This window comes from Chamaesiphon minutus PCC 6605 (assembly GCF_000317145.1).
GTDB lineage: Bacteria > Cyanobacteriota > Cyanobacteriia > Cyanobacteriales > Chamaesiphonaceae > Chamaesiphon > Chamaesiphon minutus.
In genome coordinates this window covers 3,946,219-3,972,356 of sequence record NC_019697.1, presented here as the reverse complement: position 1 = coordinate 3,972,356, position 26,138 = coordinate 3,946,219, and the positions used below count along the sequence as shown (strand labels likewise).

The following is a 26,138-nucleotide window of genomic DNA, read 5'->3' as shown; positions in this document are numbered from 1 at the left end:
TAACTAAGAACGACAGGACACTTGCGTCCACTATTTACTATCCTCTACCCTTTACATCTCGATCGAGTAACCACTAAAGTCCCGATCGACATGCTGCAAGCCAGTCCGCACGCCACTGCGCCGGATGCCGCCAGTAGTAATGTCGAAGCCGACAATTTCCCCGTCTAGTTCGGGAATAATTCTACAAGCATATAGGTTGGCGGTTTCTGGTAAAAACACTTTAGGAGCTACTGAGGGGAAGTTAAATAAGGATGAGGAGGAAAGACCCTGCAAGCCACCACTTTGTTGAGTTGTCGGCGCAAAATCATACTTAGCCCAAGTACTGTAGACCAATGTATACTCATCCGCTGCCGATTTATATAGCTGAGGCACTTCCATCTCAGCATAAAAGCCAGGGTGACAGATCGCTGGTAGGTATTCCCAATCTTCAAAGTTATTATTTTTAGCTTTGAGCAGGGCGACAGCACCTTTTTTACCTAATGCTCGATCCGGATCTTTCGCCGATAGCAACATATAAATCTGTTCTTCATGGCGGAATAAAAATGGATCGCGCCAAGCATGAATTGTCAGATCTTCTGGTACGTGGTGCAATTCGTATGGAGCATCGGGTTTAATCCGAATACTTGGAATCCGAAACCACCGATCGAAACTCTGAATGTGATGAGTAAAGGCGACACCAATATTTTGAGTCATCCCATCATCTGTGGCTTGATTTCTGGATGTATAAAACATCAAATACCCACCGTCAATTTTGATGATATCCCCACTCCAAATCGATGTATCGTCCCACCCATGCGGATCTGCACCCAATACCCGATCGCTCGCCCAATCGATCGTCAAAAAATCCTTGGTAGTTGCGTAACCTACTTGAGAGCTGAAATGATGCTTGTCGGTTGCGACTAACGATCGATCGGCATTTAAATAAAAGAGATGAAAAATCTCTGTATCTGCATCGTAATGATACCAAAAGTCCCAAACATGGCGATCGGGGTGTTGTAGCGTGGGATAGCTAAATTCTGGAGCGAGGGTGAGCATTTTCTACCAAGTCAATATTCAAGATGGGATAATTAATTCCAGACAAAACCATCACAGTTAAAATTTCAGCGAAGAGAGCCAAAATTTTCAGACTGCGAGAAAACAGCGTAGCAATTTTATCGAGATCGGATTGCTTAATTATTCACTTAGGAACAATGAATGATTTTGGCTAAATAAGTTTCATCCGAGCGTGAAATTTATTTTGGTAATATTGACTACCATTTAGCCACATGTCATTCCGGCAATCGCGACGCGATTCTCCCTTGGAGACGCTCCGCGAACAAGTATTTATACTTATCGAAGCTTGAGGCTGAAAAATCGAACTAAGTCGTGCGCATTACTTTGTCAGGAGTGGGGTTTCGCCAACACCGAGCGTCAGCTTTGCCGAATTGCCTATGCTTTGCTACTGACAAGAAACGTGAAGTATTACATGCTGACTCAGAGTATTACATGCTGGCTCAGATGCTAAAATCTGTGCGGGGACTAAGCCAGAGATCGGAAGTACTATATTATATTGCTATTCCAGTAGGCAGAAAAGGTAGAGTTATGATTTAGCATACCCAACTTATCACAGTATTCGATCGAAATGAGATCCAAAAATAGATTTAAATTAAATTATTTTGGGGATCGAGTAGTTAGGAGCTAGCAAAGTTTTTTAGAAGGAATAAACCTCCATTAAATAAAATTGTAGTAGCTTGGTAAGATCGGTTAACACCATCCGGATTACTAACTTGCACTTGAATTATCTAACCGAGATCGCTCTATGTTAAGGTAAACAAATAGCCTTGGCAATTTGCCGATCGAGCTTGCCGGATCGGCAATGCGCTGGCAAGAGCGCAACCGCCAATCTAGCCTTCGCTCGCTCGCTCGACTATGTCGGTGTCAATTATCTTCCTAATCTAGAATTGCAGTCGCTCGAATCGAGTTAAACACCCTACATTGTTTGCCAAACCAGCAGCTAAATGCTGCAATCGGACATCCACATACCCGCATAATGCCGGATTTACCCCCTCACCTGACTGAGTACAAGTTAATCGCCAGCGAGCCAATGCTCAACGGGAGAAGCTATGCTCGCGATATGGCAACCCTGTTAGAATTTCTCCAAACTACTTACAGAGAGTTGTACCCCCAGCAGCAAGATTATCAGCATTTACAATCTACAGTAGAGCGATATTTCAATAGTCAAACACCATTGTGGTTTGTGACTACGCCCGCGCCACATGGTTCTGTGAAGATTGCCTGTTTGTGGCTGGGATTGGCTATCGATCAGGTTAGTGGTATTCGCCATCCGAATATTTTTCTGGTGTATGTCAATCCTACCTATCGTCGCCAAGGCATCGGGCGCGCTCTATTAGAACACGCCCAAACTTGGGCTAAAGCCGAAGGCTATACTCAAATCGGGCTGCAAGTATTTACCAATAATCAACCCGCACTAGATTTATATCAGCAATTAGGCTATCAACCTCGATCGATTTCGATGATGCGAGATCTTTAAAGCGAATATTGGCAACTAACAAATCAGACTATAAACCCGACTTCTCTAAGAAGTCGGGTTTGTGTTTCAAGTCTAGCTCTGGCTAACTCACTCACTATTATTAGTAGTAAACCACAAATAATATAGTGCCTTAGATAGATAACGATTGGTTGTAGTAGTGACCGCTCGCTCGAGCTGGCAATCTTCAAGATTCGTATTGGGTTTACAGGCGGCATCTGTGATATCCGTCGGTAAACTACCTACTACTTTTTTTGGGCTGAACTACCATTACGTGCGATCTCGACTTGTAAAACTTGCAAGGCTTTAGCGTACTGAGGGTCGGCAACAGTCGCTACCTTGGCCCGATCTTTGACTAAGGCTTGGATTTGTGTCTTGCTGAGTTTAACTTCTACGTCTGGTTTAATTCCGGCACGGTTGATATCTTTGCCGCTAGGAGTAAAGTATTTAGCGATCGTGACTGCCATTCCGGCACCTTCGGACAAGGGGCGAACGGATTGCACCAAACCTTTACCGAAGGTCTTCACGCCAACTAATTGAGCGCGCTTGTTATCTTGCAGTGCGCCAGAGAGGATTTCACTCGCGCTCGCCGAACCACCATCGACTAGTACTACTAACGGTTTTTTGGTAATCGCGGTATTATTGGCCACACTGATATCGTCTGTACCCCTACGGTTGACGGTAGAAACGATTTTGCCATCGTCCAGCCACATCCGGGCGATATCGATCGCACCATATAGCAAGCCACCAGGATTCGATCTAAGGTCTAACACGTAGCCCTTAGCACCTTGGCTTTCAAGTTTTTGAATCGCCGCACCCATTTCAGTTGATGCGTTGGCACTAAATTGTTTGAGTCGGATGTAACCGATGCCGTTGAGTTCTTTCGGACGGTATTTAGCTTCGACGGGATGAATCTCGATTTGTTGGCGGAGTAAATTAAATTCGAGGGTTTGACGATTGTCGCGGAGGATCGTAAGTTTGACGGTAGTGCCTTCTTTGCCGCGAATGAGTTGTACTGCTTTATTCACGTCCATACCAACGGTACTTTTACCATCGATCTTCGTGATGATATCCTTGGATAGGATTCCCGCTTTAGATGCCGATGTATCTTCGATCGGGGCGATTACTTCGAGTCTTTTGGTTTTCTCGTTTTGGCTCAGTTGAATCCCTACACCGATTAATTGCCCGGATGTTTCGACTTGCAGATCTCTAAATTCTTTAGGGTCCATAAAGCGGGTATATGGATCGTTGAGATTTTTGAGCATCGACCGTGCTGCTTTATAAACCTCTTCTTTACTCTTATAGTTACCTTTAACTACGTACTGAGTGCGAATCGCTCGCCAGTCTTTTTGATTGAAGGTGGCATCGACGTATTGTTTATCGACAACCTGCCACACCTCGTCTAGCAGTTCCTTGGGGCTGTTTTTGAAGAAGGCAACACCTCTGGGAAGATGAAGCCCCGCACCAGTAACGGCTACTGCTGTGAGTACTAATGTGGTGGCACCAATGACTAACCCGTGTTTTTCGATCTTCATGATTCTGTCTGAGATTAACAGGAAAGGAAAAGTGAATGCTGTCGAACTATACCTAAGTTAGCACATTTGACAAAATGTCAAGTGCGATCGGCGAACTTATCGTAATACTTCGATGTTAGCACGATCGCCACCTACCTCTATCTCGATCGGGATTGGCAGGGTTAGGCTTTAGGCTTTAGGCTTTAGGGAAAAGGGGGAAGGGGGAAGGGAAGAGGGGAAACAAACTACATTACCCATCTACCCATCCACCTATCCACCATTATGGATCTACCCAACGATCGTCGGCCTTAATCAGGGCAATTAATTTGGCGACGCCTTCGGCTTCGGGGACGCGCTCGATCTCATCTCGACCGCGATAAAGGGAGATGTAGCCTGGTGTTTTGCCGACATAACCGTAGTCGGCATCAGCCATTTCGCCAGGGCCATTGACGATGCACCCCATCACGGCGATGTCTAGTCCCGTCAGGTGCTTGGTAGCTTCGCGCACTTGATGGAGGACTTCTTCGAGGTTGAATAATGTTCGACCGCAAGATGGGCAAGCTACGTACTCTACCATTGTCTTCCGTAGCCCCAGCGATTGGAGAATGCTGTAGCACACGGGTATTTCTTTTTCGGGAGCTTCAGTGAGCGATACTCGCAGCGTATCGCCGATGCCTTCGGCTAAGAGGGTGGCGATGCCAGCCGTAGATTTGATCCGTCCGTACTCGCCATCGCCAGCTTCGGTGACGCCTAAGTGAATCGGGTAATCCATGCCAGCTTTGTCCATCCGTTGTGCCAGGAGTCGGTAAGCGGCAAGCATCACGGGGACGCGGGATGCCTTCATCGAGACGACGAGGTTGTGAAAATCAAATGATTGACAGATGCGGATGCACTCTAAGGCTGATTCAACCATGCCTTCGGGAGTATCGCCGTAAGTGAATAACATCCGTTCGGCGAGAGAACCGTGATTGACGCCAATCCGCATCGCTTTATTCTGGTTGCGTAAAGAGACGACTAATGGTTCGAGCATGTCGCGAATTTGCTCGCCAATTTCGGCAAATTCAGTAGGGGTATATTCCGTGCGATCGGGCTTGGGCTTTTCAAAGACGTACAATCCAGGGTTGATGCGGACTTTATCTACATGTTTGGCAACTTCGAGGGCAATTTTCATGCCATTGTGATGGACGTCAGCCACGAGGGGGACGATTTGATATGTATCGATCAGTTTTTGTTTGATTTCGGCCAAAGCTCTGGCATGAGCCATACTCGGTACTGTCACGCGGACAATTTCACAGCCGATCTCGTGGAGACGGCGAATTCCAGCCACCGCCCCATCGATATCTAAGGTATCTTCATTGATCATCGACTGAACGACCACTGGATTGTTTCCACCGATAATAACGCTGCCAATGGCTACAGGCCGGGTTTTACGGCGATGAATCGTGGTGTCTGTACCTAAATTACTATAAGCGAACCGATCGGCTACTGGCAGGGTCTGCATAGAGAAACAACGGTGAGGATGTGAATACGATTATCTCATCTTCAGCTTGCCACAATTTGGTCATTTTAGTAGGCGATCGAGCTGGCTGTTTGCGTGCGAAGTGTTTTAAGATCTTGTCAGCAATTGACAATCTGGATAAAGTTACCTTATTGTAGTGCTTTTGGCAACCGTGAAAACTTTTAATCTTATGAGAATGATTGGTACAAGCATCAGCTCTATCTACTACTAATCGCTACAGACCCTGTTAAAATGGGAGACGATCGTCTGGAGATTTTTTGGATCTCTAGTAATGAAGGTCTTAGACTCTAAGCCATCCGATGGGCTTGAACACACCCCGCTTTTGCCCCCGAATTCGCTCATTTGTTGCTTTTTACCTGCAATCATGTCTAATCAACGTAGCTATTATCAGCCAAAGTTTTTGCGGGAAATGCAGTTAGGGTTGGTGGTCTATGGTGGTGTGTCTTTGGCAATCTATACACATGGTGTGTGTCAGGAATTTTATCATGCAGTGCGCGGTCGTGGCATTTATAAATTAGTGAAGGCATTGACTGACTCCGATCTAGTAGTCGATATCATTTCTGGCAGTTCGGCAGGCGGCATTAATGGAATTTTATTGGCTTATGCGATCGCCAATAGCAACGATCGAGAAGTGGTAGATTTTAGTGCCTTTGCCCGCATTTGGCGTAGTAGTGGCGAACTCCTGAAGATCCTCCAAAAGCCGAATCTCTTTAAAGCGCATGTAGACGAATCGAACTCTCCTAACGAAAGTTTTTATCAACGGGGGTTGCTCGCAACTCTTATCAAAGGAATCGAACACAAGCTACCACGATCGCCGCAAGAATGGTTCTCACCTACGCAAGAGTTAGATTTAGCGATTGCTGGTACAGATTATTTAGGTAAAGTCGATCGAACTTTCACTGAGGGTTCGCTCGATTTTAGGGCAAAAAATCATCGCGCCATGTTTCGACTCAAACATCGTAAAGGGCGGAAGGAGCCGTTCAATCCTTATTATCAGGATCCAGAATTACCGCGCTCGTCTAAGGATACTTATCAAGCTTTAGTCAAATTATGTCAAATTACGGCGGGAACTCCAGTTATTTTTCCGTTAGTAGAAGTAGAGTTGCACAATCGCCACAATTTAGTCGATCGTCAGTTAATAACTTGGGGAAAATTAGCCAAGCATTACACGCCAGATATTTCCACTCGTAGCGACAAATTATACTTTTTAGATGGTGGCTTACTCGATAGTACGCCGCTAACTTGCTTGATGAAAGCAGCATACTATCGATTGCCAAATCGGTGCGGTCAAAGAAAATTATTTTACATCGATCCCAATCCCGAACAATTAAACGATCGACTGCAAGTTACCGGAAAAAAACAAAATCGGATGGGGCAAATTTTGCAAGCGGCAGCTTTGTCGATTCCGATCCATCAAAGTATTACTAACGACCTGCAAACAATTCACGAACACAATCATAAAGTTCGTCGCTATCACGCTTCGATCGATCGAGTTGAAAGTGCGTTAGACTCACAACAAATATTAGAAAGTACCGATCGCACTCAATCTCAAATTTATCTTAGAGGTAGATTGTTTGATTTTCGCGATCGCAATTTACCGCTCCTGCTTCAAGCAGATCTAAACGCCCAAAACAGCCAATATTCTGTCATTCTCGATAAGATCGATCGAGTATTGACTAGCAAATTTACTAGCGGCCAAGATCGACACAACTATTATAAGTTACTCGATCGATTTGAGTCTCAAGTCATCGATTTAGATGTCGAATATAGTATCAGACAGCATTTTTATTTAATCGAGACTATTAATAATCTATTAAATAGTGAAATTGATGAAAACGATCGACTGAGACTTCAGTATTTATCCAAACAACTTGGCTGCAACATTAAATTGTTAGAAGTAGTGCGAGCTAGTATCGAGCTATTACTGAGCGACAGCTCTGTGTGTAACTACTTTTATTATTTAATCGCTCAAGAATCAAACGATCGACGACTGCGCGCTTTAGTTTACGAATTGCTCTTTAGGTTGCATAGATTCTTATTAGATGGTACTAGATTTCACACCTTCGTACCCAATGATGCTTCAGGCTCGCATCTAGAAACTATTCCAGTTTATTTTTGGTTAGACTTACCAGAATTAGCCGCAGAAAACCATTTTTCTGGTGATAGTCGGCAACGCGATCGTTGGTTATCTCAGGCGAGAATTTCCAGCGTCTTCGCTCAATTCAAACAACGTATTAGTAGAATCGGGCAAAGTAGCGATCTGCACCCATTAATATGGATGGATCGACAATTAGCATACGATAACGATCGCAATCAAAGCTTTCCGAGTATCTTAAAACAAATTTCACTCGCAGCAGAAGTGACAATCTCTAAATTGGGCGATCGATATGCCGATCTGTTGCTCAAACAATGGCATACTTTTGAATTTATCGATCGAGAATTATATCCATTTGAATATTTGACCAATTTAACTGAAAAAGAAATTATCAGTCCCATCTGTATCAGTCCAGATACTGCCCAATTAGGTATCGGTAGCGGTAAAAATACCAAAGAAAAACTAGGTGGCGATAAACTTTATAATATCGGTGGTTTTTTTAAAAAATCCTGGCGATCTAACGACCTACTCTGGGGACGTTTGGATGGTTTAAATCGAATTTTAGAAGGTACGATTACACCAAAATCCGTAACGGCCTTTGCTGGTTTCGTTCGACGAGAATCTACCAAAACTAATTGTACTCCCACTCAGTATATTGACTGGCTAGTTAGTGAATCGCTCCCTCACTTATCCGGAGCCGAACGTCAAAAGATCGTCAGCCATCTGGAATATTTAGCTCAGCCAGCACTAAAAATCGAACGAGCCGAACTTCGGCAAGTTTTAGCAGATCTCGTGCTCGCTGGACAGCATGAAATTCTCACTAGCGATGTTCACTCAGTCATCGAAGGGATGGACGAACAAACTGGGTGGTGGAGATCGCCTGGTGGAAACAGCCCCACCGCGACCGAAAATTGGATTTTAGATAAGATCGATCTCAATAACACTGTTTCATCATTACCAACATCTAATCCCAATACGATTGTCCGAATTATTCAACAATCTCTCGCCAATTTAGCCACACAACAACAGCATTTCTTTCGCTATCAATATCGCATTGGTGTAGATAAACTGTGGGAGAATATGCCTTTGGCAACATTGATTAGTTTATGTACCAAAATCGTATTATTTCTACGAAATCTATTAGTCAAAATATTTAGATCTTCGTCTCGTACCCAAACTATCCGTCATCCTCTCTATCATTGGCTCGATGGGAGTTTGCAATCAATTTATTGGTGGTTGCAAGGCGGTAGTATCAAACTAGGTACGGTTCACAGACGACCCAGAATTATTCTACTACAGTTTGTCGGGTTGATAACTGCAATTTGCGGCATAATTTTAGCCTTTTTATTATCGCCGCTGTGGTTGCTATTATCATTACCAGGGGCGATTACTTGCTGGTTTTTACAAACTATGCGCCTCAAACGGTTGACTGGCAATAGGAGTAGTTGGTTTTTACCACAATCGCGAGAATCTTGAGTTATGGAGTAGATCTTACGAGCTAGCTACAACTGTGGTTACCTAGATGAGAGGCACCCGTGCAGGTTAACCTGTAGGGGTGCCTCTAATGTAACACTCATGTTTTGGCAGTATAGATATCTCTCGACGATGTGCCGACCTGAGATTATTCTTCCCAGGAGTCTAGATCCAGTGCGGGCGAACCACCTCTGTCGAGTTGTCTGAAGACTACTCGGAGCTGAAACCACAGCAAGATGGCAATTAACAACGTCAATGGCAAGGCGATACTATATGCCAGCCAGGTTGGAAATCCGAAAATTTCTAACCCAGCCGAGAGAAAGAAAATAATCCCCACGCAAATACCCAAAAAGGGCAACCGCAAGCTAATCCCATCGCTATTGGCAAGAATGATGTTGTTTCGATCTGCCGACCAAGCTTTGACGTTCTGGCGTAGGGTGCTGTCGAAAGCGGCTCCGCAAGCTATGCCAGCAAATAAACCAGCAAATAAAATAAAATATGGCGGATCTTGAGGAAAGTAATACATTAGGGGATAAAAGATAGGGGATAGCGACGTACTCAAACCGAAGCTCGAGCGCATCGAGACAGAGAACTGGGAAAATTTATTGCTAAGAGCTGAAAGTCCCCTTTACACAATAATCTACCTTTGGATCTAGAGTCTAACATTCGGCGATCGGTCATCTAAATGGCTGATGCCTGTGCGATCTCTAACAGGTTATATTTGAGACAGAAGGTTGGCAAGCTTAATCTAGATTAATCATTAAGTCACCAAAATTCAACAATATTTTTTTAGTACTGTAAGTCTCATATTGATACTTCATTGCTAGGGAAAATCGGGGTTTTTAGCTTTTGGATCGATTGTTAGGTAACTAACTGTCGGTCTTTTTTGTGGCAAGCTGAGGCGTTATCTCATGCCACCCCAACGTTCTAGCGGCCAAAAGCGGAAGCAAGCATGACCGATAATATTAGTCTTAGGCAAAAAACCCCAAACGTGAGAATCGTTGCTATTGTTGCGATTGTCGCCCATCACAAATATTTGGTCGGACGGGACGACGACAGGCGACATGGCATAATTAGGCGGCTCGGCGATGTATGATTCGGTCAATAATTCACGATCGACATAGACGCGACCATTTTTAACTTCGATCGTATTGCCTGGTAAACCGATGACGCGTTTGATAAAAGCCCGATCTTTTAGATATCCTTGCGCTTGTAACTGTGGCGGTGGCGCAAAGACGATAATGTCGCCGCGTTGGGGTGGATGGCTATAGTAAGAGAGTTTTTCGACGATGACGCGATCGCCGACTTCCAAAGTCGGTAACATGGATTCGGAGGGAATGTAGCGCGGCTCTGCAATAAATGTCCGAATGAAAAAAGCCAATCCAATCGCTACAACTAAGATAGTGATATTTTCGCTCCATTTTTGCCACCATTGCACCAGCAAAGGTTGAGGTGACGTCGATTCTGGTTGGGATTGCTTTGGATTGGTCTTCATGGAGGAGTTTGATAATTAATAATTGATAATCACCTCTGTGCAGGACAGAGGATGGCAATAATGAACGATCGGGTTCGATCCTTCCCGTTCGGGGAGATTTTACACCTGATTCTTAGTAAAAAGTAATTTTTATCGCGCTCCGTTTGGCAAAAGAGCTATAGCTATCTTATCCTAACAACTATTTATCACTCGATCGGCAAAGATTTAGACCACCGATCTCCACGAACTAGAGTATGTAATTGCCAGTGGGGATCGAGTAAGGGAAAATCAGTCCGATAGTGTCCGCCACGACTTTCGGTGCGCATGAGTGCGCCAGTTAAAATTGTCAGTCCGATATCTAGTAAATTTCTAGTCTCGCCCCAAGTACACAGATCTTGTTGCGAAATTGATGTTGGCAAAGTCAGAGTTAATTGTGGACTGAGTTGACTAATTAGTTTACCGATCGGTAAAAGATCGAATTCGCTTTGTAAAAGTTTGACTCGATCGATTGCTGTTTCTAGACTATGACGATCTCGACAAATTCCCGCAGCTTGCCACATCAATCGCGGTAATTCTTGGCGGATCGATCGGACTTTTTCCGTCCAATCATTTGGAGTTTTAGATAATATATCGAGCTGAAGATTTAGGGATGAAGACTCTGTTGGTGTAAGATCGATTATCGTTCCGATAGGCTTCGCCAACGAGGTAGAAATAGTCGATCGGGTATCGCCCGTAGAGAATCGAGACTCGATTGGTATTTTACTCAACTGAGCACCAAATACCACGCATTCGAGGAGCGAATTACTAGCCAATCGATTGGCTCCATGTACGCCAGTACTAGTTGTTTCTCCGACTGCATAGACTCCAGGGATACTAGTTTGCGTCATCAAATCTGTATGAATGCCCCCCATCCAATAATGTGCGGCTGGAGCCACTGGGATCGACTCATGTAAAATATCGATCCCCCAGTACTGACAGACTTGAATGATATTGGGGAAGCGATGCCGAATTTTTGCCTCTGGAATCGGGCTGAGATCGAGCCAGACACAGCCTTGACTGGGGTCTGGGCTATGTTTGAGCAAATGACGGAAAATCGCCTGACTGACGACGTCTCTAGGGGCGAGTTCGCCTGCTGGGTGATAGTCAAAAGTAAACCGATAACCAGTATCGTCTACTAAATGAGCACCTTCACCGCGTACTGCTTCGCTAATCAGAAAGCGGGGCGCGCCAGCCTTGGTGAGCGCGGTAGGATGAAACTGGAAAAATTCGAGATCGCGCAGCAGTCCGCCAGCTCGATGTACCATGGCCACACCGTCGCCAGTACTAACTTCTGGATTGGTAGTCTGTGCATAAACTTGTCCGCCGCCACCAGTTGCCAAAACAACGGCGGTAGCTGTTGCCCAGGTAATTTGTCCCTGATACAGAAGACTAATTCCCCGACAGATGCCAGCTTCGAGCCACAAATCTAAGGCGAAGGCGTGAGTAAATACGGTAATATTTGGTTGCGCTAACACTCGATCGGCTAAAGTACTTACTAAAGCTCTGCCTGTGGTATCGGCGGCGTGGAGCACGCGCGGACGCGAATGTGCTGCTTCGAGCGTCAAAGCTAATTTCTCATTTACCCTGTCGAATCCCACCCCAAAATTTACCAGTGAATCGATACACTCTGCTGCATGAGTGACTAAAAATTCTACCGCAGCTCGATCGCACAATCCCGCCCCCGCCCGTAATGTATCGGCAATATGTAAGTCTACCGAATCTTGCGGATCTACCACGGCGGCAATCCCCCCCTGCGCCCAATCACTTGCTGACAGGGGTAAACTAGCTTTACTGACGATCGCCACTCTCAATGAAGCTGGCAAACACAGCGCGGCATATAATCCAGCCGCTCCAGCTCCTACGACGATGACATCAAAGCTGGTAGTTAGGGACATAAGGGTGAGTGGGTTGGGTGGATGGGTGGATTGGGTGGATTGGTGGTTGGGTAATGGGTAATCGGTAATGATTAGAGAGTTGAAAGTTGAAAGTTGAAAGTTGAGTATTTACTACTCACTATCCACTATCCACTTTCCCCTAAAGCCTAAAGCCTAAAGCCTAAAGCCTAAAGCCTAAAGCCTAAAGCCTAAAGCCTAAAGCCTAAAGCCTACCCCCTATCCCCTATCCCCTATCCCCTATTATCTGTGATGAGCGGCACAAAAAAATCCCACCAATTCTGGGTGGGAGATGAAGTATGAGGGTAAAATGATGAATTACCGATTGTAGTTAGTAGTAACCATTGTTATAACGATCGCCACCTTCGGTGAAGGTATCATCCACAGAAGTTAAAGTGAATTTATCGAGGTTGGCGTTGAGAGCTTCTTTTTGCTTTTCACTCAAACCAGGAATATTCAGTACGTCTTCTACGCTCTTATAAGGAGCGTTGTCTACTACTTTGCGTGCCAAGGTAGGATAGAGACCAGGATATTTGCGGAATGCCCGAACGTTAGTATTATTTAAATCGATTTTTTTACCAAATTCCGTGCCTAATTTGCTATCGGCACTGTTGCGGATGACTTCTTCAGGAGCTGAAGTAGCAGCCAATACCATCGAGCTATTCCAACTAGCTGCCATTGCTTGTTGAGTAACACCCATCAAACAAGTCAAGCAGAGACTAAAGGCAACGAGTAGACGAGCGAACCGTTTCATATAATGTATTTCTCCTAACACAGCATCTTAAGTTTCATTATTTTACCTCAATTTAGGCGTTAGGCTTTAGGTGTTAGGCTTTAGGTTTGAGTTCTTAGGTAACAGGATGCAAGCGTCCGCAGCTATAAAGTAAGGATTGCCTAATATATGGGTTCTAGGCTTTTAGCGATTTAGTCCACTGCTGGCACCAATCTCCAAACCCATTCATCATCCTTGTAGCCTAAAGCCTAAAGCCTAAAGCCGTTTCCAGTTAACCTTGGGTAAAATGTGCGCTCGATCGATGCGATGCTGGTATTTGATGGCAAAATTCAACAGCGAATCGAGGAGCGAATCTGATAGGAAGTGCGGTTGGAGTCCGAGGTTGAGCAGATTGGTATTTTTAGCATTGAAGTAGTGTTCTTCAGCCTCGACGCGGGGATTATCGATCGTATTAATCTCCACATCCAATCCTAGCGCGATGCCTGCCTGCTTGACCTTTAGCGCGAGATCGTTAATGCTAAACATCTCGGTAAACTGGTTGAAAACGCGGAATTCGCCGGATTTGGCAGGGGTGGAGATCGCCAGTTCTACGCAGCGGATCGTATCGCGGATATCTAGGAATGTGCGAGTTTGGCCGCCTTTGCCGTAGACTGTGAGGGGATGTCCGATCGCCGCTTGAATGCAGAAGCGATTGAGAGCCGTACCATAGATCGCATCGTAGTCGAGACGGTTGATGAGCATTTCATCCATCCCCGTTTCTTCGGTGAGTACCCCGTAGACGACACCTTGATTGAGATCTGTCGCACGCAAGCCCCAAACTTTACAAGCAAACTGGATATTATGACTATCGTGAACCTTGCTCAAGTGGTAGAAACTACCAGGCTGCTTGGGATAGGGTAAAGTATCAGTACGACCGTTGTGCTCGATCGTGATGTAACCTTCTTCGATATCGATATTGGGCGTTCCATATTCGCCCATCGTGCCTAGTTTCACTAGATGGCAGTCGGGAAAATCATCCCGCAGCGCGTATAACAGGTTGAGATTCCCGATGACGTTATTCGTCTGAGTCAACACCGCATGTTCTCTATCGATCATCGAAAATGGTGCCGAACGCTGTTCGCCAAAATGGACGACAGCTTCTGGTTGAAATTCTCGTAGCGATTTTTGTAAGAAATCGTAGTTATTAATATCCCCAACAAACAAATCGATCTGTTTGCCAGTCAATTTTTGCCATTTTTGAATCCGCTGGTGGATGCTGGAGATCGGTGTAAGTGTCTCTACTCCTAGTTCTAGATCCCAATGCCGTCTGACCAAACTATCCAAAATCCCAACATCATACCCCCGGTTGGACAGGTACAGCGCAGTTGCCCACCCACAATAACCATCGCCGCCAATTACCAGGACTTTCATAAATACACAAGAGTAGAGTTATTAATTTTATGAGCCAGTATTCGCTCAATGTATCAGGATAAGGGCGATCGAGTAAACCACGATCGCCAAAAAACCAGGTTAAGAACGAGTTAAGCCCGACACCAAACTCAGCTATATAGCTGAAAATTTTCCGAACAATACTCAAAGATCGCGCTCGCAGTCGCTCAAAAATTTTAGCAGCACCATGACAATTAGCCATCTTAATCCGTCGATCGTGCGCCACACGATCGTGCCACCGGGCAAAAAAATCGATCTCAAAGATTACGATCCCGCAGATACAGACAACTTCGAGAGTAAAGAAGCCGCTCAGATCGAATTAGCCGCAGGTATCCAGCAATTGGCAGAGTATCAAAATATCCTCTACGCCCAAAATAAATTTTCTGTCTTAATTATTTTCCAAGCAATGGATGCTGCGGGGAAGGATAGTACCATCAAACATGTCATGTCCGGTATCAATCCTCAAGGTTGTCAAGTCTATAGTTTTAAGAGTCCCTCTGCCGAAGAATTAGACCACGATTATTTATGGCGCACATATAAAGCATTGCCCGAACGGGGTCGCATTGGCATCTTCAATCGCTCGTACTACGAAGAAGCCCTAATCGTGCGCGTCCACCCCGAACTTTTGGCCGCGCAAAACTTACCGCATATCGACCTCAAACAGATCTGGCCGCAAAGATTTCAAGAAATCAACGATTTCGAGCGGTATCTCACCAATAATGGGACTGTCATCCTCAAGTTCTTTCTACACGTTTCCAAAAAAGAGCAAAAGAAGCGATTTCTAGAGCGAATTAACGAACCAGAAAAACACTGGAAGTTTAGTGCCCAAGATATCCAAGAACGTGCTTATTGGGATGATTATCAAGCAGCATATACAGATATTTTTAACCATACTAGTACCGAAGTCGCCCCATGGTATATCATTCCTGCCGATCGCAAATGGTTTATGCGCCTAGCCGTATCAGATATTATCTGCAATCGCCTCCAGCAAATGGAATTAGCCTATCCTAAAATTAGTGAAAATCAACTAGCACAACTAGCAATTGCTAAGAAGATGCTGGAGCAGGAGGAGTAGTTGGGAGTATTGAAGAGTGGATAGTGGATAGTGGATAGTGGATAGTGGACAACGATTTGCACTTGTTGGGAAACCCGACGGTTTACTGCTGTCTTGTCGCAATTGTATGGGCGGGAGCGGATCGCAGCCGTGAAGTTCCCTCTCTTGACGCACACAACTCGGAGGGAACCTCCTTTGTCGATGCGCCGCTCCCGGATTATGCGGATGCGCCCCGACCATGGAAGCGCAGCAAGCAGCGAGACAAGACAAGACAGTGGATAGCAAGTTTAGGTGCAAGCATCCTGTTGTTAATAATCGTTCTCAGTCCCCCGATTCCCCAGTCTCTCAACTCCCAACTCCCAACTCCCAACTCCATGACTAAAATTGCCGATTTACGCAAAAATTACACTCAGGCTGGATTACTAGAATCAGATGTCGTTGCCAATCCGTTCGAGCAATTCAAATTGTGGTTCGAGCAAGCTGTGGCAGCAGATATATTAGAACCAAATGCGATGACTCTTGCCACTGTCACTGCTGAGGGCAAACCTTCGGCTCGCGTGGTGCTGCTCAAGGCTGTTGACGATCGCGGATTTGTGTTTTATACCAATTACAACAGCCAAAAAGGTGTCGAACTGCAAAATTGTCCTTATGCCGCTCTAGTCTTCTTGTGGGGCGATTTAGAGCGGCAAGTGCGGATTGAAGGTCGGGTAGAGCTGGTTTCAGAATCAGAAGCGACTGAATATTTTCACAGTCGTCCGGCCAGCAGTCAACTAGGTGCTTGGGCATCAGAACAAAGTGCGATTATTCACGATCGATTTGTCCTCGAACAAAGACTACAACAACTCGAAACTGAGTATCAAAATCGAGAAATTCCCAAACCGCCGTACTGGGGTGGCGTGCGGGTGATTCCCCAGGAGATCGAATTCTGGCAAGGTCGTCCCAGTCGCCTTCATGACAGGTTGCGCTATCAATTGGTAGCGGGTAAATGGCAGATAGATCGCCTTGCGCCGTAAAGGGTGGATGAGGGGAGAGGGAGAGGGGGGAGTGAGAAAAATTATTAATAATCCAGACGCTTGCGTCTTAAATTGCTATGCACTATCCACTACTCCCAACTCCCAACTTAGTTAATAAACTTAAGTAGATGTAACAAAAATATCGCTCATAGTTACTTACTACACATTAATTGATTTCTACATAATTACTTAATTATTTCCGTCAAAATTATTACTAAAAGTTAAATAATTCAGCAATAAATCAACTTTTATTGATTTATTACTTAAGATTGGTGGAAGTTAATATAGGGTAAAAGATGGAATCAATCCAACAACAGATTAGTACCTTGACCCGCAAAGTCGATCGAGTTTATCAGATTATCGATCGATTGCAACAGCATGTCTTTCAGAATCTAGATACACAAACCATTGGTGGCGAAGAGACATCGATCGAACATCCCCTCAATCGGCAGACACCGCCGCTCAATAGCAGCGATGCCAGAAGGGTGAAACAGGAGATTGCGAGCTATCGTACCAATGGATATGTAGATTTACCTAAAGATGCGCCCGATCGCCAGGAAACGGCTAATTGGGCGATCGATCGACAAGGGATGTCGATGGACAATAACGGTTTAGAGATCGGCCATCATCAGGTTAAAGAACAACATTTGTCACCTGAATTTCAAATTCAACGATTGACAGCTCAACTAACGGCTGCTTACAACCGGATTGCTGCTTTGGAAGAGCAGCTATTAGCCAAACGGTGGAAGTAATTTGTCTTTTGTGTATTATCTTCCATCTAGAAATTTAATGCCGATCGGCTCGATCCCGATCCAAATTTAGCAATTAGTCGGCTCCTATGCTAGCAACTAAATTATGAATAATCCGAGCGATCGGGGCAATCGATTCCTAGTAAAATGATTCGAGCGTATAGTCCCGATCGACTAATAATCGCTAGTTTTTAGCTATATTCTGAGAATAGAAGTTGGGTATCGCAATTAATAAGTATATTATCTTATATTGTTGCTTAAAAAGCTGATACGCTAACAGCCAAAAGTCTTGACTGTGTTGCTATCCACCAGGTCTGGGGTGTTAAACTGTTCGGGTCAGCCTCCGAACAGTTATATCGATATCTCATACGAATCCGACCCGATGAAAAAGCAAATTTTAGTTACTGGTGGCGCAGGTTATATTGGTTCGCATACCGTCAAACAATTAGGCGAAACTGGCTACGATATTGTCGTTTATGATAACCTTTCTACAGGCAATATCGATGCGATTTCTTATGGCACGTTAGTCGAGGGCGAATTAGGCGATCGACAGCAGCTATCACGAGTTTTTGCTGAATATAATTTTGATGCTGTCTTACATTTTGCTGCCAGTATTTCAGTTCCTGATTCGCTTGTCGAGCCATTAGCTTACTATAGTAATAATACAGCTAACACCCTCAATCTTCTTCATTGTTGTCAGCAATTTGGAGTAAATAAATTTATCTTCTCTAGCACTGCGGCTGTGTACGGACAGCCAGAAGTAAACCCGATTACCGAAGATACCATCCCACAACCACTCAATCCTTATGGTAGTTCCAAATTGATGAGCGAACGTCTGATTGGGGACTATGCGAGTGCTTCTAATCTGAGATACGTGATATTGCGGTATTTTAATGTTGCTGGTGCTGAAATCGGTGGCACGTTGGGGCAATCGGGTAAAAAAGCCAGCCATCTAATTAAAGTAGCTTGCGATGCTGCTTTAGGCAAACGTCCGAGTGTCAGCATCTTTGGGACTGATTTTAATACCCCAGATGGCACGGGAATTAGGGACTATATTCATGTTGACGATCTTGCTAGGGCACATGTCGATGCGCTTGCCTATCTCAATAGGGATGGTGCGAGTCAAGTTTTAAATTGTGGCTACGGACAAGGCTACAGCGTCCGACAAGTTATCGAAAAAGTTAAAGAGATTTCTGGGGTAGATTTTGCCGTCATCGAAGCCGAACGCCGTGCTGGCGATCCGGCTTGCGTAATCGCCTCAGCCGAGCAGATCGCTCAGACTTTGGGCTGGCAACCACGTTTCAACGATCTAGACATTATCGTTCGGACAGCCTTAGCATGGGAAAAAAAGCTCAATTTTCAATCCCTAGCCGCCCAAGAGCTAGTGGGTACGAATTAGATCGATAGAAGTCAAGAGGGAGCGTGCATCTTGCCGCAGTCAGGGTCAACCTAGCTCCCTTAACTACATGCTTGGAGATAATTGTTACCAATTAAACAATGAGCGGCCCGTAGTAAGTCTGCCGCGACGGTTGTTGGTTGCAACTGGCGGAGCTGTATTTCGCTACGAATGCCACAAGTTAAGGCGATCGTGGCAATGCCCATCGCTTGTCCTGCTAAGATATCAGCTTCAGTATCGCCAATCATCCAACTATGTGGCGAGTTTATCGATGTGATGCGATGTTCCCGCATTGCTCGTTGGAGCAGTTTGGTTTTAACTTCTGTATAGTTTTGATAGGCAGCTTCACTATTGCTGGTACCGTAAATCCCAGTAAATAACTGGCGGAGTCCGTTTTGTTCGAGAATCGAAATTGCTTCGTTGCGATCGCGTAAAGTTACTAGAATTAACCTCACACCTTGAGACTGCAACAAACCTAATGCCCAAGTGACACCAGGCTGGATCTTATCTTGTGCGAGTAAATCGACACAGTTGACAATTTCGACCACCCGCCGCAAAAAGAATTCGGTTTGTTCGCCATCTAATCCAGACTGGCGAGCAATTTCTCGATCGGGGATACGATCTTGCTTCATCTGCCAAAATTGCGCTTTGGTCAGAGTTGTCAGATCGAGCAAGGAATGTAAATTTGCGCGTGCAGGCGTGGAAAACTCGCGATAATATTTAGCAGTATCGGTTAACGCTAGACAGTAAGTACTATAGTATCGATCGGATACATCGACAATCGGGCCGTCAAAATCACAAAATACAGTAATGGATTTTGACAAGCTACGGGAGAAACCTGCCATAAAGTTTATACTACCAGAAGGATTTATTTCGCAAGATTTCTTAACAATAACAGCTTCTTGATAAGTTGTCATTGGTATTAACACGATCTAATCATCGATAAAACTTATCAAAGTATACAGATATCGGGAATAGAGGATAGGGATTAGGGATTAGGGGGTAGGCTTTAGGTTTTAGGCTTTAGGTTTTGCGGATGAAATCACGCGGAGGTCTCCTCCGCATGTGTTTCACCAAGCAAGGTTTTAAGGAAAAGGAAAAATAAGCTACATTACCTATTACCCTTTACCCATCCACCCATCCACTCATCCTCCGGTGGTACAGTCCACCCATCCACTCATCCACCCATCCACCCGTCCCCTCCTTCCCAGCTTATGCAATCTACAGAATTCGATCGCCAGATGATGCAACGATGTGTGCATCTTGCCAAACAAGCTTGGGGAAAGACCGCCCCTAATCCCCTTGTCGGCGCGGTAATTGTCAAAGATGGCGAAGTTGTCGGCGAAGGTTTTCATCCCGGCGCAGGGCAGCCTCATGCCGAAGTATTTGCATTGCGGGCAGCGGGGGATAGGGCGCGTGGAGCGACAATTTATGTCAGCCTCGAACCTTGCAATCATTACGGTAGAACTCCCCCCTGCGCAGCGGCTCTAGTAGCGGCGGGAATTGGCAAAGTAGTTGTCGGGATGATAGATCCCAATCCGCTCGTTTCTGGCGGCGGTATTGCTACGCTACAGCAGGCTGGCATCGAGGTAGTCGTTGGGGTAGAAACAGCAACGTGTGAAGAACTTAATGAAGGATTCGTGCAGCGGATCGTCCATCGTCGTCCGTTGGGGATTCTCAAATATGCCATGACGCTCGATGGTAAAATTGCCACCGATAGCGGACATAGTACGTGGGTGAGCAGCGAGCCATCTCGTCATTACGTTCATCATTTGCGTGCGGGGTGTGATGCGATCGTTATTGGTGGGAATACCTTACGTAGGGACAACCCCTACCTCACCAGTCACGATCCCGATGCACCCAATCCTCTGCGAGTGGTGATGACTCGCAGTCTGGATGTGCCGCTAGACGCAATTTTGTGGGACATCAGTGTCGCGCCCACTTTAGTAGTAACTAAAATTGGTGTCAATCCCGAAACATTAGCACGATTGCGCGATCGCGGCGTCCAAGTCTTAGAATTAGATGCTCTCAAACCAGTGCAGGTAATGCAACATCTTTACGATCGCGGTTGCTTGTCGGTATTGTGGGAATGCGGCGGGACTTTAGCCGCTAGTGCAATCGCTGATGGTGCGATTCAGAAAGTATTAGCCTTTATCGCGCCTAAAATTGTCGGCGGGAGTTCGGCACCTTCGCCAGTCGGCAATCTGAATATTCGATCGATGTCTGATGCAATGGTATTAGAACGGGTATCTTGGCAACAAATCGGGACAGATATTTTAATACAGGGTTATCTAGATAAATCGGAACAGAAGTTAGACTTTTGAGGTTGTTGGATTTGGCTCGAAAAAATATCTGTCGATCGATCGCAAACAAACTATTCCCAACACCAGATCGTTTTATTAGTACATGGAAAAGTTCCGATGTATTGAATAGCGATTTAATTTAGGCATTTTTGATTTTATTATATTTTCCCAACCATCATTTACGCCATCATAGAGGCGTATGGTTTGGCAAAAATCATGCGTCCAGCAGAGGTTTGAAGTGCAGATGTCACGATAATTCTGAGTCCGCCGCCAATATATTTGCCACCTTCTTCGACTACTACCATCGTACCATCGTCTAAGTAGCCAACACCTTGAGCGGCTTCTTTACCATCTTTGATAATTTTGATTTCTAAACAATCGCCAGGTAAATAAATCGGACGCACGGCGTGTGCTAAATCGTTGACATTTAATACCGAAACTTCTTGGAGATTGGCTACTTTGCTTAAGTTGTAGTCATTAGTCAGGAGCGTGGCATGAATTTCACTAGCAAAGTGAACTAGTTTAGCATCGACGGTTGTAATATCTTGATAGTCGATCGGGTGAATGATAATGCGATCGGGAAACCCATCTTTCATCCGATTGAGAATATCTAAACCCCGGCGTCCGCGAATCCGCTTCATATCATTGGCGGCATCGGCGAGGGTTTGCAATTCTTGAATCACAAATTGGGGCACTAAAATTTGTCCCTCTACAAAGCCAGTATTTAATAACTCTTCAATCCGTCCATCGATGATGCAACTCGTATCGATTACTTTAGGTGAAATAGCTTTTAAAGTACCTTCAGCAACCAGCATTGTTTCCACATTTTGTGGATTAATCAATCTTAAAAATGCACTGCCATGAGTATCGGCAAGTGTCACCCCCAAATAGCAAAACATCACACTTCCCAAAATTGCCAATAGGGGCTTGAGAAAGGTGAATTCTAGAGGCATTGGCAATAAAAAGACTGGAGCCAACATCAAATTGGCAATCAGTAAGCCGATAACTAAGCCAACAGCTCTAGTCAAAAGGACATCTACAGGCAACTGCCGTACCTGAAATTCTAGCCGCCGATAGGCTGTTTTGACAACGATGCCAAAGATGCCACCAAATAGTGCGGCAAACCCCGCTGAGACTATTCGTAAACCGTCCTGATTGGTAACCTTTTCCAGTACTTCGCTGGGTAGTAACTCCACGATGTCGTAGCCAATCCCTGCCGCTGCGAGGATTAGTAGCAGGATAATAGTAAAGTCGAGCATGGGTAAGCTTCCGATCGAGTCGAGTATTTATAAATAGATCTCTCTATTTGCTATTATATCCGGTGCCGTTCGCAAAGCGTTGGCTCTACTGGATCGGTTATCCCATACAGGAGGGTGGATGGGTAATGGAATGCGTAAAGGGGAACAGTAATAGGCAATGTAGCTTATTTCTCCTTTTCCCTAAAGCCTAAAGCCTAAAGCCTAAAGCCTAAAACCTAAAGCCTGTCCCCTACCCTAATTCCAATCTTCTTGTTCTTGATATTTTTTGGCTTTGACTTGATAGATTGGTTCGGTGTTGTGAAGTTCGCGAGTTTTGGCGAATAGCTGTTCCTCAGTGAGGTGCCATTCAATCAACAATCGATCGAGATTGGCTTGAATGTCTGTCGCACCCGGAAACCCGTTGTATCTAATTCTGAGTCTGGCTAATTCAGCCAAAGCCATCGCTTCTTGAGGGTCGCTCTCCAATAATCGATCGACAATTAGCCGATCTAGCTTCTCTTGTGGATGACGTTGGGGTAATTTGCTTTGTTCTGCCATGAGTTAGGGGCTATAGGGATGGAGAGGGATAGGGGTTTACGACATTAAGAATATTTTAAGCCTAAAATAGCCTGCCTCTAAAAATCGGCTTTAGGCTCTAGGCTTTAGGTCTTAGCTTTAAGCGTTTCCCTATATACCCATCCACTCTTTTACTCCTTCACAAACGGAATACTAACGACGATTTGACAGCCTAAGTCGGTATTACTAATAATTTTAAATTCGCCTTGTAATGATAATACGCGTTCTCGCATTCCTTGGATGCCAAATCCACTCATGTTGTGATCGGGAATAAAGCCGCGACCATTATCGACGATATTTAGTTCGATCGTAGTAGGTTCGGTGCGAATTTCGACAATCGTTTCTGTTGCCTGAGCATATTTACTGATGTTTGTCAATGCTTCTTGGATGATGCGGTAGATAGTGATGGCGATCGGTTGAGGTAAGTTGAGCGGTAAATCTAAGTAACAAGCGGGTCGAATTTGGTTAGAGAGCTTAAATTCATCGGCTAATTTATAAATTGCTGTAGTTAGATCTTGGTTGTGGAGCGGATCGGAGCGGAGCGTCGAGACTGATTCGCGGACATCTTTGAGCGCGATCGACCCAAGTCGTTTGGCTTCGAGCAAGACTTCGCGCGATTTTTCGGGTTGAATTTGGGAGAGTTTGACAGCCATTTCGAGGTGGAGATTGAGAGCTGTCAGGGAGTGTCCCAGCGAGTCGTGGATTTCGCGGGCGATCCGATTGCGTTCTTGCAAGCTGCCATTTTCTTGCGCTCTGAGGGCATAGGTACGGATGCGTTGATTGGCGATCGCGAGTTCTTCTTTGGCCTGTTTTTCAGCTAAAATGCGATCTACCAACAATTGCAGGCTCAATAAGATGCCTGCAAATAAAGAGACAAAGCCCCACTTGAACCCATCCCGTTCTCGGCGAGTCTCCTGTGCGGATTCTCCCTGTGGATCGACAGGTGGCGCGCTAGTTCCAGGTAAGGGCTGCGGTCGGGAGTTACCATTGGTGATGTTAGTGCGTGGCGGCAATCCCCGATAGGCGCGCGAACGTTGACGGTAAGGAAATAAAGTTGTTGCGATCAGATACAGCACGAATATTCCCCCAGTCACCCACAACCGATATTGTCGTCCAAATACCAAGTAGCTACGCATCAGGACAATGACGCAGAGCAAACCCACTTGACGCATTCCGACATAAGCGGCTAAGAAAATGACGATCGTTTGAGCGATCGTATATAGCACCCTCACCAACAATTTACCTAAAGGCAGGTGCAACCCCATCAACGCTAGCACCACCACAATCCCTACATTAAGCCACTTTAGTTCGATCGCTTGCCCATCGCGCGGAGATACTTCGATGGCCATTACTACTGCAAATAAAATCCACTCGATATATAGTAGCGATCTCAAAGGGTGGCGCATGAAAAGTTCGATCTGCATTCAAATGGGGTGATGGGGTCGGTATCGAGTGGATGGCAATCGATCGATTAATATATATTGCTAGTAGTCTATGGCGTAAATAAGGTTACTATTTTGCGGGGAGCGGGGAGCGGGGAGCGGGGAGCGGGGAGCGGGGAGCGGGGAAAGGAATGGTTGGTTAATTTCTGCCACATAGTACTAATTATTAATTCTCAGTGTGTGTAGAAAGTAGCGAGCGGGAAAAAGGCGAGCATTTTCACTCCTACCCTCTACTCCCTAAATTTACCAGTAACTCATAATAAGCAACTGATGTTATTGCTGCGATTGACTATAGCGGCAACAAAACTAACTTTTAAAACATCATCTGAGCGATCGATCTAAGATATTTCTTCTAACATAACTGGATTTGTTCCAATTCGAGCGTTACCTTAGTCATGCTTTGAGTGATTTAGATCTATGACTAGAGGTCGAATCTTTGGTCAATCGATCGTGACCTTAGCCTGATGCCGAGATCTGGCCCAAATCATAAGATATAGACATGGAAAGCAAACATTTTACCCTACTCCAAACCCCGATTTCTTCCATGAACAAACAACTCGCGAACTTAATTCCGTTAATAGCGATCGCGATTGCTGCACCAGCATTTGCCGACAATCTCTATCGTACCCCCCAGGAACGGACTATCGCTGGTGAAATGGGCAAGCGCACCCGCTCTAATCTCAATCTGACTAACGACCAAAAAACTAAAATAGAGCAGCTTCAAGCGACTACTATCCGTCAGATTGAAGCAGTCCTCACCCCCACACAACGTCAACAATACTCGCAGTTACAGGCGCAACGCCAAGCTAACCGCCAAGGTCGCCAGCAAATGAACCTCACCGCAGACCAAAAATCTCAACTCAAAGCTATTCGCGCAGCCAACAAAGCTCAATTTAGGTCAATTTTGACCCCCGAACAACAAGCGCAGCTCGTGCAAGGCAGCGGTAGGTGGCGCAGAGAGGGCGCGATGGCTCGGTTGAATCTCACTCCCGAACAAAAGTCCAAAATGTCGCAACTGCGGGCATCTGCTCGCGATCGTCTGAAAACAGTTCTCACCCCCGAACAACAACAGCAAGCTCAATCTCGTTACGAACGTCGTCAAGCCATGCGAAACGCATGGAAAAGCCTTAACTTGACTGCCGACCAACAACTCAAAATTAGAACGATCCGTCAAGCTAGCAGACAGCAGTTAGACGCCATTCTCACCCCAGAGCAACAAGTTCAACGTAAATCCTCCCATCACAGATATGGTGGCAGACGCAACTCTGTCTAGTGTTGCACTCAACTTTATTCCAGTAGTTATCGATTAATTAATACTCAACAGATGTTAAAACTCATTACGCCGATCGCGATCGCCGCCCTCACAGTCCTCACTATTGCGCCCCAATCGCAAGCTATCCCGATTAACCTCGAATCCATTTATATCGGCCCGCGCTGGGATGGCAGCACCAAAGTTAAAGCTGTCATTGGCGTCGGTACGCAGCCTGAATACTCCAATCGTTGGGAAGGACGGGGCCGCCGCGAATGGCAGATCCAACGCGAACGCGAAGCCGACCGCCGCCGCAACAGGTACTATTCTAGAGAAGACCGTTACTCTGATTACCATCGTGAGTATCGTCGCGATCGCTACTAATCGATACTCTAGTTGCCGATGGCGGTTTCAATTTACGGCC

General features: G+C 45.4%; 21 protein-coding genes. 9 read left to right on the top strand and 12 right to left on the bottom strand.

The window, feature by feature from the left end:
* Positions 1 to 51: 51 nt before the first annotated feature.
* Positions 52 to 1,035, bottom strand: a complete 984-nt coding sequence (locus tag CHA6605_RS18190) for a glycoside hydrolase family protein (protein WP_015160868.1) — start codon at positions 1,033 to 1,035, stop codon at positions 52 to 54.
* Positions 1,036 to 2,029: 994 nt separating this feature from the next.
* Between CHA6605_RS18190 and CHA6605_RS18185 the strand changes: the two genes are divergently transcribed.
* Positions 2,030 to 2,530 (top strand): GNAT family N-acetyltransferase, encoded by a 501-nt coding sequence (locus CHA6605_RS18185; RefSeq protein ID WP_015160867.1) that lies wholly within the window; start codon positions 2,030 to 2,032, stop codon positions 2,528 to 2,530.
* A gap of 242 nt (positions 2,531 to 2,772) precedes the next feature.
* Here the strand turns inward: CHA6605_RS18185 and ctpC are convergent, their stop codons facing one another.
* Both ctpC and ispG read right to left on the bottom strand, forming a co-directional pair.
* Complete coding sequence (gene ctpC, locus CHA6605_RS18180; RefSeq protein ID WP_015160866.1) at positions 2,773 to 4,062, bottom strand: carboxyl-terminal processing protease CtpC; 1,290 nt, start codon at positions 4,060 to 4,062, stop codon at positions 2,773 to 2,775.
* 259 nt (positions 4,063 to 4,321) lie between these two features.
* A complete protein-coding gene (gene ispG / locus CHA6605_RS18175; protein WP_015160865.1) occupies positions 4,322 to 5,542 on the bottom strand; it encodes a (E)-4-hydroxy-3-methylbut-2-enyl-diphosphate synthase in 1,221 nt (406 codons plus the stop codon).
* Positions 5,543 to 5,924: 382 nt separating this feature from the next.
* Here ispG and CHA6605_RS18170 point away from each other — a divergent pair, with 382 nt between their 5' ends.
* Positions 5,925 to 9,131, top strand: coding sequence for a patatin-like protein (locus CHA6605_RS18170; protein ID WP_015160864.1), 3,207 nt, complete (start codon positions 5,925 to 5,927; stop codon positions 9,129 to 9,131).
* Between the two features lie 145 nt (positions 9,132 to 9,276).
* Here the strand turns inward: CHA6605_RS18170 and CHA6605_RS18165 are convergent, their stop codons facing one another.
* The 5 genes from CHA6605_RS18165 to CHA6605_RS18145 form a co-directional block, all read right to left on the bottom strand.
* Positions 9,277 to 9,654 (bottom strand): hypothetical protein, encoded by a 378-nt coding sequence (locus CHA6605_RS18165; protein ID WP_041548244.1) that lies wholly within the window; start codon positions 9,652 to 9,654, stop codon positions 9,277 to 9,279.
* A 378-nt stretch (positions 9,655 to 10,032) separates the two neighbouring features.
* Positions 10,033 to 10,623 (bottom strand): signal peptidase I, encoded by a 591-nt coding sequence (gene lepB, locus CHA6605_RS18160; protein ID WP_015160862.1) that lies wholly within the window; start codon positions 10,621 to 10,623, stop codon positions 10,033 to 10,035.
* 185 nt (positions 10,624 to 10,808) lie between these two features.
* Complete coding sequence (gene nadB / locus CHA6605_RS18155; protein WP_015160861.1) at positions 10,809 to 12,536, bottom strand: L-aspartate oxidase; 1,728 nt, start codon at positions 12,534 to 12,536, stop codon at positions 10,809 to 10,811.
* A 328-nt stretch (positions 12,537 to 12,864) separates the two neighbouring features.
* Complete coding sequence (gene psbU / locus CHA6605_RS18150) at positions 12,865 to 13,287, bottom strand: photosystem II complex extrinsic protein PsbU (RefSeq protein WP_015160860.1); 423 nt, start codon at positions 13,285 to 13,287, stop codon at positions 12,865 to 12,867.
* 234 nt (positions 13,288 to 13,521) lie between these two features.
* On the bottom strand, positions 13,522 to 14,676 hold the full coding sequence (locus CHA6605_RS18145; protein WP_015160859.1) for an NAD-dependent epimerase/dehydratase family protein: 1,155 nt from the start codon (positions 14,674 to 14,676) through the stop codon (positions 13,522 to 13,524).
* 205 nt (positions 14,677 to 14,881) lie between these two features.
* Here CHA6605_RS18145 and CHA6605_RS18140 point away from each other — a divergent pair, with 205 nt between their 5' ends.
* From CHA6605_RS18140 to galE, 4 genes are all read left to right on the top strand, one after another.
* Entirely contained in the window at positions 14,882 to 15,769 is an 888-nt protein-coding gene (locus tag CHA6605_RS18140) for a polyphosphate kinase 2 family protein (RefSeq protein WP_015160858.1), read from the top strand.
* Between the two features lie 353 nt (positions 15,770 to 16,122).
* A complete protein-coding gene (gene pdxH, locus CHA6605_RS18135; protein WP_041548241.1) occupies positions 16,123 to 16,761 on the top strand; it encodes a pyridoxamine 5'-phosphate oxidase in 639 nt (212 codons plus the stop codon).
* A gap of 296 nt (positions 16,762 to 17,057) precedes the next feature.
* Complete coding sequence (locus tag CHA6605_RS18130) at positions 17,058 to 17,513, top strand: hypothetical protein (protein ID WP_015160856.1); 456 nt, start codon at positions 17,058 to 17,060, stop codon at positions 17,511 to 17,513.
* A 379-nt stretch (positions 17,514 to 17,892) separates the two neighbouring features.
* The gene (gene galE, locus CHA6605_RS18125) at positions 17,893 to 18,909 is read left to right on the top strand and encodes a UDP-glucose 4-epimerase GalE (RefSeq protein ID WP_015160855.1); all 1,017 of its coding nucleotides are present in this window, start codon (positions 17,893 to 17,895) and stop codon (positions 18,907 to 18,909) included.
* A 59-nt stretch (positions 18,910 to 18,968) separates the two neighbouring features.
* On the opposite strand, the gene CHA6605_RS18120 is transcribed toward galE, so the two are convergent.
* A complete protein-coding gene (locus CHA6605_RS18120) occupies positions 18,969 to 19,823 on the bottom strand; it encodes an HAD family hydrolase (RefSeq protein ID WP_015160854.1) in 855 nt (284 codons plus the stop codon).
* Positions 19,824 to 20,120: 297 nt separating this feature from the next.
* Here CHA6605_RS18120 and ribD point away from each other — a divergent pair, with 297 nt between their 5' ends.
* Complete coding sequence (ribD, locus tag CHA6605_RS18115) at positions 20,121 to 21,230, top strand: bifunctional diaminohydroxyphosphoribosylaminopyrimidine deaminase/5-amino-6-(5-phosphoribosylamino)uracil reductase RibD (protein WP_015160853.1); 1,110 nt, start codon at positions 20,121 to 20,123, stop codon at positions 21,228 to 21,230.
* A 158-nt stretch (positions 21,231 to 21,388) separates the two neighbouring features.
* On the opposite strand, the gene CHA6605_RS18110 is transcribed toward ribD, so the two are convergent.
* From CHA6605_RS18110 to CHA6605_RS18100, 3 genes are all read right to left on the bottom strand, one after another.
* The gene (locus CHA6605_RS18110; RefSeq protein WP_015160852.1) at positions 21,389 to 22,468 is read right to left on the bottom strand and encodes a PIN/TRAM domain-containing protein; all 1,080 of its coding nucleotides are present in this window, start codon (positions 22,466 to 22,468) and stop codon (positions 21,389 to 21,391) included.
* A gap of 234 nt (positions 22,469 to 22,702) precedes the next feature.
* A complete protein-coding gene (locus CHA6605_RS18105) occupies positions 22,703 to 23,005 on the bottom strand; it encodes a DUF3288 family protein (protein ID WP_015160851.1) in 303 nt (100 codons plus the stop codon).
* A gap of 149 nt (positions 23,006 to 23,154) precedes the next feature.
* Positions 23,155 to 24,447 carry a sensor histidine kinase gene (locus tag CHA6605_RS18100; RefSeq protein ID WP_015160850.1) on the bottom strand — a complete coding sequence of 431 codons (1,293 nt, stop codon included), beginning with the start codon at positions 24,445 to 24,447 and terminating at the stop codon, positions 23,155 to 23,157.
* 562 nt (positions 24,448 to 25,009) lie between these two features.
* On the opposite strand from CHA6605_RS18100, the gene CHA6605_RS31790 reads away from it, so the two are divergent.
* Both CHA6605_RS31790 and CHA6605_RS18090 read left to right on the top strand, forming a co-directional pair.
* Positions 25,010 to 25,738 (top strand): Spy/CpxP family protein refolding chaperone, encoded by a 729-nt coding sequence (locus CHA6605_RS31790; protein WP_157260030.1) that lies wholly within the window; start codon positions 25,010 to 25,012, stop codon positions 25,736 to 25,738.
* A 51-nt stretch (positions 25,739 to 25,789) separates the two neighbouring features.
* On the top strand, positions 25,790 to 26,098 hold the full coding sequence (locus tag CHA6605_RS18090; protein WP_015160848.1) for a hypothetical protein: 309 nt from the start codon (positions 25,790 to 25,792) through the stop codon (positions 26,096 to 26,098).
* Positions 26,099 to 26,138 lie beyond the last annotated feature (40 nt).

Excerpts from the sequence above, each read along its gene's own strand:
- CHA6605_RS18190 (WP_015160868.1), bottom strand. The coding sequence starts at position 1,035 with ATGCTCACCCTCGCTCCAGAATTTAGCTATCCCACGCTACAACACCCC.
- CHA6605_RS18185 (WP_015160867.1), top strand. The coding sequence starts at position 2,030 with ATGCCGGATTTACCCCCTCACCTGACTGAGTACAAGTTAATCGCCAGC.
- ctpC (WP_015160866.1), bottom strand. The coding sequence starts at position 4,062 with ATGAAGATCGAAAAACACGGGTTAGTCATTGGTGCCACCACATTAGTA.
- ispG (WP_015160865.1), bottom strand. The coding sequence starts at position 5,542 with ATGCAGACCCTGCCAGTAGCCGATCGGTTCGCTTATAGTAATTTAGGT.
- CHA6605_RS18170 (WP_015160864.1), top strand. The coding sequence starts at position 5,925 with ATGTCTAATCAACGTAGCTATTATCAGCCAAAGTTTTTGCGGGAAATG.
- CHA6605_RS18165 (WP_041548244.1), bottom strand. The coding sequence starts at position 9,654 with ATGTATTACTTTCCTCAAGATCCGCCATATTTTATTTTATTTGCTGGT.
- lepB (WP_015160862.1), bottom strand. The coding sequence starts at position 10,623 with ATGAAGACCAATCCAAAGCAATCCCAACCAGAATCGACGTCACCTCAA.
- nadB (WP_015160861.1), bottom strand. The coding sequence starts at position 12,536 with ATGTCCCTAACTACCAGCTTTGATGTCATCGTCGTAGGAGCTGGAGCG.
- psbU (WP_015160860.1), bottom strand. The coding sequence starts at position 13,287 with ATGAAACGGTTCGCTCGTCTACTCGTTGCCTTTAGTCTCTGCTTGACT.
- CHA6605_RS18145 (WP_015160859.1), bottom strand. The coding sequence starts at position 14,676 with ATGAAAGTCCTGGTAATTGGCGGCGATGGTTATTGTGGGTGGGCAACT.
- CHA6605_RS18140 (WP_015160858.1), top strand. The coding sequence starts at position 14,882 with ATGACAATTAGCCATCTTAATCCGTCGATCGTGCGCCACACGATCGTG.
- pdxH (WP_041548241.1), top strand. The coding sequence starts at position 16,123 with ATGACTAAAATTGCCGATTTACGCAAAAATTACACTCAGGCTGGATTA.
- CHA6605_RS18130 (WP_015160856.1), top strand. The coding sequence starts at position 17,058 with ATGGAATCAATCCAACAACAGATTAGTACCTTGACCCGCAAAGTCGAT.
- galE (WP_015160855.1), top strand. The coding sequence starts at position 17,893 with ATGAAAAAGCAAATTTTAGTTACTGGTGGCGCAGGTTATATTGGTTCG.
- CHA6605_RS18120 (WP_015160854.1), bottom strand. The coding sequence starts at position 19,823 with ATGACAACTTATCAAGAAGCTGTTATTGTTAAGAAATCTTGCGAAATA.
- ribD (WP_015160853.1), top strand. The coding sequence starts at position 20,121 with ATGCAATCTACAGAATTCGATCGCCAGATGATGCAACGATGTGTGCAT.
- CHA6605_RS18110 (WP_015160852.1), bottom strand. The coding sequence starts at position 22,468 with ATGCTCGACTTTACTATTATCCTGCTACTAATCCTCGCAGCGGCAGGG.
- CHA6605_RS18105 (WP_015160851.1), bottom strand. The coding sequence starts at position 23,005 with ATGGCAGAACAAAGCAAATTACCCCAACGTCATCCACAAGAGAAGCTA.
- CHA6605_RS18100 (WP_015160850.1), bottom strand. The coding sequence starts at position 24,447 with ATGCAGATCGAACTTTTCATGCGCCACCCTTTGAGATCGCTACTATAT.
- CHA6605_RS31790 (WP_157260030.1), top strand. The coding sequence starts at position 25,010 with ATGAACAAACAACTCGCGAACTTAATTCCGTTAATAGCGATCGCGATT.
- CHA6605_RS18090 (WP_015160848.1), top strand. The coding sequence starts at position 25,790 with ATGTTAAAACTCATTACGCCGATCGCGATCGCCGCCCTCACAGTCCTC.